The sequence below is a fragment of the Megasphaera sp. UBA4233 genome (assembly GCF_002395615.1).
Classification (GTDB): Bacteria; Bacillota; Negativicutes; order Veillonellales; family Megasphaeraceae; genus Megasphaera; species Megasphaera hexanoica.
The window spans coordinates 42,474-54,337 of record NZ_DGXL01000029.1; the positions used below are offsets into that span (position 1 = coordinate 42,474).

At 54.1% G+C, this 11,864-nt stretch carries 12 protein-coding genes and 1 tRNA gene; 12 read left to right on the forward strand and 1 reads right to left on the reverse strand.

Features of this window, described 5'->3' with window-relative positions; all coding sequences use genetic code 11:
* Positions 1 to 71: 71 nt before the first annotated feature.
* The 11 genes from B2U90_RS10315 to secF all read left to right on the forward strand — a co-directional run bounded on the left by B2U90_RS10315 (position 72) and on the right by secF (position 10,230).
* Positions 72 to 1,448, forward strand: coding sequence for an MATE family efflux transporter (locus B2U90_RS10315; protein WP_292017726.1), 1,377 nt, complete (start codon positions 72 to 74; stop codon positions 1,446 to 1,448).
* Positions 1,449 to 1,880: 432 nt separating this feature from the next.
* A complete protein-coding gene (ruvC, locus tag B2U90_RS10320) occupies positions 1,881 to 2,381 on the forward strand; it encodes a crossover junction endodeoxyribonuclease RuvC (RefSeq protein ID WP_075582054.1) in 501 nt (166 codons plus the stop codon).
* The gene (gene ruvA, locus B2U90_RS10325; protein ID WP_150824951.1) at positions 2,378 to 2,980 is read left to right on the forward strand and encodes a Holliday junction branch migration protein RuvA; all 603 of its coding nucleotides are present in this window, start codon (positions 2,378 to 2,380) and stop codon (positions 2,978 to 2,980) included. Before ruvC ends, ruvA begins: the two co-directional genes overlap by 4 nt.
* A gap of 3 nt (positions 2,981 to 2,983) precedes the next feature.
* Positions 2,984 to 4,015 (forward strand): Holliday junction branch migration DNA helicase RuvB, encoded by a 1,032-nt coding sequence (ruvB, locus tag B2U90_RS10330; protein ID WP_292017727.1) that lies wholly within the window; start codon positions 2,984 to 2,986, stop codon positions 4,013 to 4,015.
* A gap of 8 nt (positions 4,016 to 4,023) precedes the next feature.
* Complete coding sequence (locus B2U90_RS10335) at positions 4,024 to 4,239, forward strand: DUF2905 domain-containing protein (protein WP_059075732.1); 216 nt, start codon at positions 4,024 to 4,026, stop codon at positions 4,237 to 4,239.
* A 17-nt stretch (positions 4,240 to 4,256) separates the two neighbouring features.
* Complete coding sequence (locus B2U90_RS10340; RefSeq protein ID WP_292017728.1) at positions 4,257 to 5,495, forward strand: SpoIID/LytB domain-containing protein; 1,239 nt, start codon at positions 4,257 to 4,259, stop codon at positions 5,493 to 5,495.
* A gap of 23 nt (positions 5,496 to 5,518) precedes the next feature.
* Positions 5,519 to 6,538, forward strand: a complete 1,020-nt coding sequence (gene queA / locus B2U90_RS10345) for a tRNA preQ1(34) S-adenosylmethionine ribosyltransferase-isomerase QueA (protein ID WP_059075734.1) — start codon at positions 5,519 to 5,521, stop codon at positions 6,536 to 6,538.
* A gap of 12 nt (positions 6,539 to 6,550) precedes the next feature.
* On the forward strand, positions 6,551 to 7,657 hold the full coding sequence (tgt, locus tag B2U90_RS10350) for a tRNA guanosine(34) transglycosylase Tgt (protein ID WP_059075735.1): 1,107 nt from the start codon (positions 6,551 to 6,553) through the stop codon (positions 7,655 to 7,657).
* Between the two features lie 51 nt (positions 7,658 to 7,708).
* Positions 7,709 to 8,035 carry a preprotein translocase subunit YajC gene (gene yajC, locus B2U90_RS10355; RefSeq protein ID WP_234995450.1) on the forward strand — a complete coding sequence of 109 codons (327 nt, stop codon included), beginning with the start codon at positions 7,709 to 7,711 and terminating at the stop codon, positions 8,033 to 8,035.
* 30 nt (positions 8,036 to 8,065) lie between these two features.
* Entirely contained in the window at positions 8,066 to 9,301 is a 1,236-nt protein-coding gene (gene secD / locus B2U90_RS10360) for a protein translocase subunit SecD (RefSeq protein ID WP_083237175.1), read from the forward strand.
* Complete coding sequence (gene secF, locus B2U90_RS10365) at positions 9,298 to 10,230, forward strand: protein translocase subunit SecF (protein ID WP_059075737.1); 933 nt, start codon at positions 9,298 to 9,300, stop codon at positions 10,228 to 10,230. Before secD ends, secF begins: the two co-directional genes overlap by 4 nt.
* A 115-nt stretch (positions 10,231 to 10,345) precedes the next feature.
* Here secF and B2U90_RS10370 read toward each other — a convergent pair whose 3' ends face one another.
* On the reverse strand, positions 10,346 to 11,524 hold the full coding sequence (locus tag B2U90_RS10370) for an MFS transporter (protein WP_292017729.1): 1,179 nt from the start codon (positions 11,522 to 11,524) through the stop codon (positions 10,346 to 10,348).
* Positions 11,525 to 11,658: 134 nt separating this feature from the next.
* On the opposite strand from B2U90_RS10370, the gene B2U90_RS10375 reads away from it, so the two are divergent.
* A tRNA-Ile gene (locus B2U90_RS10375) sits at positions 11,659 to 11,735 on the forward strand.
* Positions 11,736 to 11,864 lie beyond the last annotated feature (129 nt).

Genomic DNA, 11,864 nt, shown 5'->3' on the forward strand with positions numbered 1-11,864 from the left:
GCTGGCCGTATGGAAGAAACCTACGAAACGTGCTACACTGAAACAATGCAAAGGAATAAAGGAGGTGCCTTATGGAACAGACAAAACGGAAACAGGCCCGCAAGGGGATGGATATGCTTCACGGTTCTATTGCCGATAAATTGTTCTTCTTTGCTATGCCCGTCGGCCTCATGGGCATGTTTGAACAGCTCTTTAATAGTGCTGATGTCTTCATCCTCGGGCGGTTTGTCGGGAAAGATGCTATGGCGGCCGTCGGGAATAATATGCCTGTCATCGGCCTTCTGGTGACGCTCCTCATGGGGATTTCCCTCGGTGCCAATGTCGTCATTGCCCAGTATCTGGGAGCCCGGAAGGATGAGAAAGTGGAAGCAACGGTGCAGACGGCTATCCTCCTTTCTCTGGGCATGGGACTGGCGCTCATGATCATAGGGGAACTCATCGTGTCTCCGGCTCTTGCAATTCTCGCCGTGCCGAACGACGTGTATCCTATGGCAGAATTGTATCTGCGGATTTTCCTCCTGGGTCTGCCGTTCCTTTCCCTATATAATTTCGAAGCGGCCGTGTTCCGCAGCTGTGGTGATGGCCGGACGCCACTGTACAGTCTGGTGGCAGCCAATGCAATCAATATCGTCCTCGACCTGCTTTCTGTCACCGCTTTCGGTCTGGGCCTTACGGGTGTCGTCGTGGCGACGGTCCTTTCTTTTGCCGTCAACGCGGCCATCTTATTTGTCTTACTATGTCGTACAGCCGACCGGATCCGCCTGCAGCGGCATCATATGTGTTTTTCCCACAGTGAACTCTGCCGCATCATGCGCATCGGCCTGCCGGCAGGGTTGCAGGGCATGGTCTTTGCCCTCTCCAATGTGCTGATCCAGTCGGCCCTCAATAGTCTGGGGACGGAAGCCATGGCAGCTTCGACAGCGGCCTTCATCATAGAAAATAATATGTACTGCTTTGTCAATGGATTCAGTCAGGCGGCAACGACCTTTGTCGGGCAGAATTATGGGGCACGGAATCTGCGCCGCTGTTTCCGCATCACCAAGGTGGCCTTCGCCGTAGAAGGAGGGTTTCTCCTGGTAGTGGTGACGCCGGTACTCCTTTTTTCCAAACCGCTGATTTCCCTGTTCAACAGTGATCCCGTCGTCGTGCAGCTCGGGTCGCTGCGGCTGTTCTGTATTGCCGGCACGTTTTACCTCAATGGCATCATTGACATCATCTCCGGGTCCCTGCGGGGCTACGGCTATTCCTTGCCGCCAGCTGTCGTCGTTCTCGTTGGTATCTGCGGTGTCCGTATCCTCTGGCTCTATACGGCATTTGCCTCTCACCGCGACTTCTTTACTCTCATGCTGGCCTATCCCGTGAGCTGGGCCGTGACCATCGTCGTCCTGACCGTCGTATACCGCATGTGCCGCAAGCATATCGTCCTCGGGCTGCTCACAGACCGCTAAAGAAAATGGCTGAACAGGGGAGCGCCCCGTCCTGTTTCTGAAGGAGTTCAAGCAACAGACCGGTACGGTTATGATGGAAAAGTTCTGTTCTCTCCCAGGCAATATTTATGATTAATATATGGATTTGATAGAAGGTTTCGATTTTCACCGGTGAAACGCGGCATTTTCAGCGAACTTCATAATCTGGAAACAAGCAGTGTCATCAATGGGCAGCTATGCCAGCTGAACCGGCTCTGCATCGGAAGAAGTGCGGCTTTGGCCCATGCGCAGTAACACAGGCGTGAAAAACGGGTAGCCTTAGTGTAAAAATTGAGTCAAAGAGGCCGGTGACAGAGGGGAAACCCTTTGTGTAACGGCCTCTTTCATGTTATAATGAACGTTAGTCTGTTTATTTCTATTTCTATGGTATTTCATCAAAAGGAGACGGCAGTGATGCGGGCAATGGGAATCGATCCGGGGACGGCTATCTGTGGCTTTGGCGTCGTCGATGCTATGGGGAGCCGGCTGAAACCGGTGACATACGGCACGGTACAGACGACACCGGAGTATACCGATGCCGAACGGCTGGTCATGCTCTACGACGGCCTGAACGAACTCTACGACAAGTATAAGCCCGATGTCATCGGTGTGGAACAGCTCTTTTTTAACCGCAATGTCACGACGGCCATCACCGTCGGCCAGGCCCGGGGCATCATCCTCCTTACGGCCCAGCAGGCCCATATCCCGATTCTGGAATTTTCCCCGCTCCAGGTCAAACAGGGTGTCACCGGCTATGGGCGGGCGACGAAGGAACAGGTCATCGATATGACCATGCGCCTTCTCGGCATCCGGGAGAAAATCAAGCCCGATGATGCGGCCGATGCGCTGGCTATGGCGATTTATACCATTTATTCCCGTCATTCCCTGAGTTTGAAAAGGACGGTCCAATTATGATCGGTTATCTGAAAGGTACTATTACTCATATTTTTGAAAATGCCTGTTTCATCGATGTAAACGGCGTCGGCTACCGGGCTATCGTGTCCGGTTCGACCCTGGGAAATCTGACCATCGGCAAAGAAACGATGCTCTATACGTATATGAGTGTCAGTGAAAATGATATCACCCTCTACGGATTCCTGACCCAGGATGAATATGAATTGTTCCTGCTCCTCATCACGGTCAATGGCATCGGTCCCAAACTGGCGGTAAACGCCCTGGGAGCCGTCACGCCGGATCAGATGCGGCTGGCCATCAGCCAGAGCAATATGAGTGTCCTGACGAAGCTGCCGGGCATCGGCAAGAAGACGGCCAACCGTCTCGTGCTGGAGCTGAAAGACAAGGTGGGGACGCCCGGTGACAGTGATGTCATGGCGGTGACTGTGGAAGATGCGACAGCGCCACAGGGCATGGCTGCCGAAGCGCTGGCGGCTCTTCAGTCGTTGGGCTATTCCGAACAGGAAGCGCTGCCGGTCATCCAGAAACAGGCTGCTGCCTGCGATAGTGTAGAAAGCCTTATCAAGGCGGCTCTGCGCAGTCTCGGCAGCGGGAGGTAACAGATGGAAGAACATCGCATCATTGAGACGGCCGACTTGCCGGGTGATTCCTGGCAGTACAGTCTGCGGCCTCATTATTTAAAGGAATATATCGGCCAGACCAAGGCCAAGGAAAATCTGCGCGTATTCATTGAAGCGGCGAAACTGCGCAAGGAAGCGCTGGACCACGTGCTCCTGTACGGGCCGCCGGGCCTGGGCAAGACGACCATGGCCGGCATCATCGCCAATGAGCTGGGCGTCAATCTGCGCATCACGTCCGGCCCGGCAATCGAACGGCCCGGCGATCTGGCAGCCCTGCTGACCAATCTGCAGGAACGGGACTTGTTGTTCATCGATGAAATCCACCGTCTGTCCCACAGCGTAGAAGAAGTGCTGTATGCGGCCATGGAAGATTACGCCCTCGATATTGTCATCGGCAAGGGACCCAGTGCCCGGTCGGTGCGTATCGACCTGCCGCCGTTTACCCTGGTCGGTGCGACGACACAGGTAGGACGCCTGGCACCGCCTCTCCGGGACCGCTTCGGCGTCATCTGCCGTCTGGAATTTTATAAGCCCGAAGAACTGGTGCTCATCATCTGCCGGACAGCGCAGATCCTCGATATCGAAATAGAGGAACAGGGGGCACTGGAAATCGCCCGCCGCAGCCGGGGCACACCGCGTATTGCCAACCGCCTGCTGAAGCGGGTCCGCGATTTTGCCCAGGTAGCCGGAGCACCGGCTATTACCAGCGACATTGCCTCGTCGGCACTGGACCGGCTGGAAGTAGACCGTTGCGGCCTGGACCGGACGGACCGGCGGGTACTGCAGGTCATTATCGAGAAGTTCGGCGGCGGTCCCGTCGGCCTCGATACGATTGCGGCGGCAATCAGCGAGTCCGTCGATGCCGTCGAAGATGTCTATGAACCGTTTCTCATGCAGCAGGGATTTTTGAACCGTACGCCCCGGGGACGGGTCGTGACGGCTGCAGCCTATCGTCACCTCGGCCTGCCTGAACCGGGACGGGATGACGGCGCCAAGAGTACGTCACTCTTTTAGGAGACACTATGGCTAAAACACTGATTTACATCGGAATCTTTTTTATCATTGCCGGCGCAGCCTGGATGGGACTGGATCAGCTGGGACTGTCCCGGTTCCTCGGACACCTGCCGGGAGACATCCATTTCACCAGGGGAAATACGTCTTTTTATTTTCCCATCGTGACCTGTATCGTCATCAGTGTCGTCCTTTCTATTATTCTCAACTTTTTTTCCCGCCATTAAGAGAGGAGCGGCTTTATATGTGGTTTAAAAAGATAGCGTGTCTTGTTACGGCCGCCTTTTGCCTCGTTTCCTTTGGGGGAACGGCCGTTGCATCGGGCATGGGTCAGCCTGTGCGCATCGGCATCCGCGAAGGGCGCGGTTCGGTCGCTTTCACCAGTGACAGCGGCCTGGGCGTCTGGAAAAACGGGTCCCTGTGGAAGAAATATCCCGCCCATACGCCCTTGCAGGTTGCCCTCAAGGGTAATACCGTGACCGTCGGCGGCGCTGCCGCTGCTGGCGCCGTCGAAGTTCGCCCTCTTTCATCTTCCGGGTCGGTGAAGATTACTGACGGCTATGCCTATCGCGGTGCTATAAGAGTCATGAAATCGCCCCAGCGGTGGGGCCTGACCGTCGTGAATGTCGTTCCCATGGAAGAATATCTCTACGGTGTCGTCGGCAAGGAAATGTCGCCGTCATGGCATCCGGAAGCGCTCAAGGCACAGGCCGTCGCAGCGCGTACCTATGCCGTTTCTCATGAGAATAATTTTGCCAGCCGCGGGTTTGATATGACCGACGATACATCCAGCCAGACCTATGCCGGCATCAATGGCGAATCGCCGTCGGTCATCGCCGCCGTCAATGCGACGCGGGGCGAAGTACTGACCTATGGTGGCAAGCCGATTGACGCTTTTTTCTGTTCGTCAGCCGGCGGCTGGACGGAAAACAGTGAAAACGTGTGGGGCTCCCACATTCCTTATTTGCGCGGCGTTTCCGATACGAGCAGCCGAATGCCATCGTACCGCTGGGCGGTGACGACGACGCCGGAAAAACTGGCAGCCAATCTCGCTGCCGCCGGTAAAGGTGTAGGCAAGGTCAAATCTATTACGCTGTCACCGCTGGGCAGACGGCCTATGGCCGTTTCCGACCGGGGCGTTTCCGGCCGGGTGCTGTCCATGACCGTTACGGGTTCGGCGGGCTCGGTCCGCGTGACGGGCAATGCCTTCCGGTCCATATACGGCCTGAAGAGTACCCTCTTTGATTTTGCTCAGGGAAATGGCACTCTCCCCGATCCGGATTCAGGAAAGGCGGCCCGCAGTACGACCATGGCCGTCAAAGCCGGCGTCCCTATCACGATTTACGGATATGGCTGGGGCCATGGACTGGGAATGAGCCAGTACGGAGCGTATCAGATGGCTCAGGAACACGGCAGTGCCGGTTATTACCGCACGATCCTGGCCCATTATTATACAGGTACCAGACTTGAAAAATTATATTGATTGCTAAGACAGGAAGGATTATTTTGAAACTGACTGATTTTTCGTATGAATTACCAAAAGAACTGATTGCCCAGCATCCGGCCGAACCGCGGGATCATGCCCGCCTTATGTTGTATGACAAAAAAACAGGCGCTGTGGAACATAAGCATTTTTACGACCTAGTCGATGAACTTCAGGCCGGCGATGTCCTCGTCTTCAACGACTCCAAAGTCATTCCCGCCCGCCTCTATGGGAAACGGGTCCCGACGGGCGGCAAGGTAGAAGTACTGCTCCTGACCCCGGTCGGGGAAGACCGCTGGGAAGTGCTGGTCAAACCGGGGAAGAAGGCTCTCCCGGGTACGACCATCGAATTTCCCGGAGGCTTGCAGGCAGAAGTACTGGACCGCACCGACTTTGGCGGCCGGGTCGTCCATTTCACCTATGATGGCGTGTTTGACGACATTATCGACCAGATTGGCGAAATGCCCCTGCCACCGTATATCCATGAAAAAATGGAAGACCCCGATGAATACCAGACGGTCTATGCCCGCGAACGGGGATCGGCAGCGGCGCCGACGGCAGGACTGCATTTTACAGATGAACTGTTGCAGAAAATCCGCGATAAGGGCGTAGAAGAAGTCTTCGTCACTCTTCATGTCGGCCTGGGTACATTCCGTCCGGTAGAAGAAGAAAACATCGAAGACCATCAGATGCACAGTGAATTTTACAGCATCACTCCCGAAGCAGCTGATGCTATCAACCGGGCAAAAGCTGAAGGACGGCGTATCATTGCCGTAGGGACGACGAGTATCCGCACTCTGGAAAGTGCCGGCACGACGGGAACGCTCAAGGCCGGTTCCGGCTGGACGAATATTTTCATCTACCCGGGCTTTACCTTCCATATCGTCGATGCCCTGGTCACTAATTTCCACCTTCCCGAATCGACGCTGCTCATGCTCATCAGTGCCCTTTCGACGCGGGAACAGATTCTCCATGCCTATGACATTGCCGTCAGGGAAAAATACCGTTTCTTCAGTTTCGGCGATGCCATGTTTATTCATTAGAGGAGGAACCATATGGTCATTACCTACGAACTGCAGGCCGAATGTGACGGTGCCCGGGCCGGTCTCCTGCGCACGCCCCACGGCACATTCAAGACGCCTATGTTTATGCCCGTCGGTACGCAGGCCACGGTCAAGACGCTGACGCCGGAAGAACTCTATGATATGGGCGCCCAGGTCATTTTGAGCAATACCTATCACTTGTTCCTGCGTCCCGGTGAAGAGCTCATAAAGGAAGCAGGCGGCCTGCACAAATTCATGAACTGGAAACAGGCCATCCTCACGGACAGTGGCGGCTTCCAGGTGTTCAGTCTGGGGCAGATGCGGAAAATCAAAGAAGAAGGTGTCACCTTCCGCAGCCATCTCGACGGCTCGAAGAAATTTCTGTCGCCGGAAGTATCCATGGATATCCAGATGGCCCTCAATTCGGATATCGCCATGGCCTTTGACGAATGCATTCCCTATCCGTCGGACTATGAATACACGAAACTTTCGACGGAACGGACGAGCCGCTGGGCACAGCGCTGCCTCGACCACCATCACAGTGATACCCAGGGACTGTTCGGCATCGTTCAGGGCGGCATGTACGAAGACCTGCGCCGTAAGAGCTGCGAGGATCTGGTGGACATGGATTTTGATGGATATGGCATCGGCGGCTTGAGTGTTGGCGAGAGTAAGGATATAATGTATGAAGTGCTGGGTTATACGACCAAACACCTGCCACGGGAAAAAGCCCGCTATCTCATGGGTGTCGGCACGCCGGATTGTCTCGTCGAAGGGGTGGCCCGCGGCGTCGATATGTTCGATTGCGTATTTCCGACCCGCGTTGCCCGCAACGGCATGGCCATGACCCATACGGGACGCCTCACGGTGCGCAATGCCCGGTATGCCCACGATTTCCATCCCATTGAAGAGGGCTGCCAGTGCTATACGTGCCGCAACTATACGCGCGCTTATATCCGCCACCTCTTCAAGGCGGAAGAACTCCTGGCCTACCGGCTGGTGAGCATCCATAATCTGTATTTTCTCCTTGACTTTATGCGCCAGATGCGTCAGTCTATATTAGATGGCACATTCCGTACATTCCGCGAACAGTTCTGGAAACGGTATCAAGATGGGTAATTCTACACATCATGTACATATATTATATTTATTCACTAGGAGGTAAAAACTGTGGATTCTATTGCTAATTTTTTTAACGGTTTGACTAACTACGATAACCTGGGCTTTCTGGGTGACCTCGGCCAGATGTGGCCGCTGCTCTTCATGGTCCTCTTGTTCTATTTCATTTTGTATCGTCCGCAGAAGCGTCAGCAGAAACGGCGTCAGGAAATGTTCTCCAATCTGAAGAAAAACACCAAAATTGTTACCGTTGGCGGCCTCTATGGCGTAATTACGGATATCAAAGACGACTATGTCCGCATCCGCATTGCCGATAAAGTGGAAATCAAGCTGAAGAAAGAATCCATCAGCGCGATTGCCGGCGACGAAGAAGACTAAGGGGAGGGACTTCTCTTGCGGACCCGCAATATGATTAAGTTTTCCGCTGCCGTCATCATCATTCTGGCAGCATTTATCACCTTCATCTATCCCCTGGCCAATTCCATCAAGCAGGGTCTGGATTTGCAGGGTGGTACCCATATCGTACTGGAAGCCGTCGATACACCGGAAGCACCGGTTACAGACGATTCCCTGAACCGTGCTGTCTCCATTGTCGAACGGCGTATCAATGAAATGGGCCTGACTGAACCGATTGTCCAGAAAGAAGGGGCACGGCGGATCATCGTCGAACTGCCGGGGGAAAAGAATCCGGAAAAGGCGATTGAAACCATCGGCAAGACGGCGGTCCTGGAATTTAAGGATGAATCGGGCACGACACGCATGACCGGGAATGATCTGAAAACGGCAAAAGAACAGATCGACCAGGGCAAGAAGAACGTCGTCGCCATTGAATTTACCGACGAAGGGGCCAAGAAATTTGCCGACCTCACGGCTTCCAACGTAGGCCGTAAAATCGGCATTTACCTCGATGGCGCACCCCTTACCGAACCGGTCGTCAACGAACCGATTACGGGCGGCAAGGCAGTCATCACCGGCAGCAAGACCCTGGAAGATGCCAAGAATCTGGCCATCCTGCTCCGTTCCGGCGCACTGCCGGTCAAGCTGCAGGTCATGGAAGTCCGTACCATCGGGCCGAGCCTGGGCCAGGATTCCAAGGTCAAATCGGAAAAAGCCTTTGCCATCGGCATCGTGCTCATCATGATTTTCCTGATCATCATCTACCGGATGTCCGGCGTAGTGGCCAATATCGCCCTTCTGGTCTACGTCCTCATCCTGTTGTCTATTTTGAAGTACCTCGATGCCACCCTGACTCTGCCAGGCATCGCCGGGGTCATCCTGTCCATGGGCTTTGCCGTCGATGCGAATATCCTGATATTCGAACGATTTAAGGAAGAAGTGCTCATTGGCAAGAGTCTAAGGACATCTATGGAGGCTGGCTTCAAGCGGGCGTTTAACACAATCCTCGATGCCAACGTATCGGTCATGATCGCGGCTATCGTCCTCATCGTCATGGGCAGCGGCACTGTAAAAGGCTTTGCCGTCAACCTGGCACTGGGGATTATCGTCAGTATGTTTACGGCGATCATCGTCAGCCGTTCGCTCCTGACGTGGTTCATCAATACGGGGCTCATTACCAATCCCTGGTTCTACGGGCTGAACCGCAAGGTACCGGAACATATGAAGAATAAGGGGGGACACAAATGAGATTCAACATCGTAGCTCATAAAAAATGGTGGTTCACCCTGTCGTCCGTGCTGGTCATTTTCAGTATCATCTCCATTTTTATCAATGGGTTCAACTTTGGCATTGACTATACGGGCGGCACGATTCTGGACATGCAGTTCAAGCAGCCTGTCACCGTCTCCCAGGTGCGTGAAGTCGTGGACCAGTCCAATATGGACCTGGAAAACAGCGTCATCCAGCTTTCCGGGGTCAGCGATCAGGATTCGTCCCAGGATGTCATGATCCGCATGCGCAACCTGTCGTCCGATGAAAGCAAGGCGATTGCCGACCAGCTCAGCAATAAACTGGGCGGGGCCGAAGTGAAGCGGACCGAATCCGTCGGGGCTGTCATCGGCTCGGAGGTCACGAAAAATGCGATCATGAGCCTGGCCGTGGCCTTTATCGCCCTGGCGGCGTACATCACTCTCCGGTTTGAATACAAAATCGCTCTTTCCGCCCTCGTTTCCATTCTCCATGATTTGATCATGGTACTGGGCTTTTTCTCCTTTTTCCATCTGGAAATCGATGCGACTTTCCTGGCAGCTATCCTGACCGTCGTCGGGTACTCCATGAATGAAGCGGTCGTCATCTTCGACCGTGTCCGTGAAAACACGCGGACTCACCGCCGCACCGATACATACGAAAAGCTGGCTTATGACAGCATCGCCCAGAGTATCCACCGCAGTATTTATACCCTGACGACGGTACTCTTTGCCTGCGGTGCCCTCCATTTCTTCGGCGGGGAATCGACGAAGAATTTTTCCCTGGTCATGCTCATTGGCTTTATCAGCGGGGCCTACAGCTCGATTTGCGTCGATACATCGCTGTGGGTCGTCTGGAAAAATCATACGAGCAACCGCCGCGGACCAAAAGCTGTCAGCCATGACGAAACGGAAGAAGAACCGGTATAAGAGCGTAGTTTGGAAAAACATAGTTTGCAATTGGCAGAAATGCATACCAAAAACAGCTTGTCGTAAGACAAGCTGTTTTTGGTAACATCTAATCACTAATCACTAGCCACTAGCCTCACACTTTCTCCTCTTTCCATGCTTTGGGGACGGGAACGAGGAAGGTAAAAACGCAGCCTATGGCAGCGCATATCCAGAGAATCTGCATGGCTGTCTGGACGCCCCAGAGGTCGGCACCCCAACCGACGACCGGTGACAGGAGACCACCTACGGTCGTGCTCAGGCCCAGAGTGATGCCCGAAGCAAAGCCGACGTTTTTGCCCAGGTAGGTCTGACCGAGGACGACGATGGGACTGTAGGGAGCAAAGAGAGAGAAGGCGACGGGCAGCAGGAGCAGTGTGGCCAGCCAGAGCTGGGAACTGTTGACCAGGAAGAACATGGCCGGCACCATGATGAGGAATGAACCGCGCATGACCCGGATGAAACCAAAACGGTCGGCCATGATACCGCCCAGGAAGGTGATGACGACGCCCATGGAAAACAGGATGGACAGGGCCATACTGCCCGTAGAGGGCGTGGCTCCCAGGATGGTGATCCAGTAAATGGGGATGAACGTATTACACAGGGTAAAGCCGATAGAACGGGCGAATATGACGACAGTCAGCTTGCTGAAGGCGCCCCAGTCATTTTCATGAGAGGCTCCCGGATGCGCTTTGGCTTCGGCTTTGTCAGCGGCGGCAGCCATGGTGAGGATGGTGGGCATGGAGTGGTAGAGAATAGCGGCGACGATCACGTTGACTATGCCGTACAGGACCAGCCCGTGGATGTCAAAGGTATAGGCACTGAACCCGGCTACCATCGGGCCGATGGCAAAACCGGCATTGCCGCCGACGGAAAAGCTGCCCAGAGCCTGTCCTTTGAGAGAACCGGCGATGCGGTTGACCATACGGGCGGCTTCGGGATGGAACAGACTGCCTCCCAGGCCGCTGACCATGGAACAGAACAGGATGACCCAGTAATTGGTCGTAAAGGCCAGGGCCGTCAGAGACAGGCCGCTCAGCACGGGACCAAGCGGGACCAGCCAGGGCTTGGAAATCCGGTCGGAATAGTAGCCGATGAGCGGCTGTGTTACCGATGACAGGAGAATATTGGCAAAGATGATGCCCGCCGCCTGCTGGTAATTGAGCTGGCAGGCCGTGATAAAATACGGTAGCAGGGCAGGGATGCCGCCCTGGGCCCAGTCTACGGAGAAATGGCCCATGGTAAATAAATAGACATGGGGGTCGAGTTTTTTCATGGAAATCCCTTCTTTATGATAATATAAACATATATGTCAATAACTATCATTGTACCATACAGGACATATAATTGACAGAAAAATTTCTTGACAAGATGTCTTTGTGTGATATACTAAGAAAGTCGCTAGGACATGGGCCTATAGCTCAGCTGGTTAGAGCGCACGCCTGATAAGCGTGAGGTCGGTGGTTCAAGTCCACCTAGGCCCACCACAAAGAACACCGTACGAGATACGCTCCGTATGGTGTTTTTTTCTACCCTTTTTCCTGTTTTTTTGGTATGGAACTTTCCTCGTTTTGTGCTATAATTAAAAATCACAGGATTTACATTTTACTGATGCG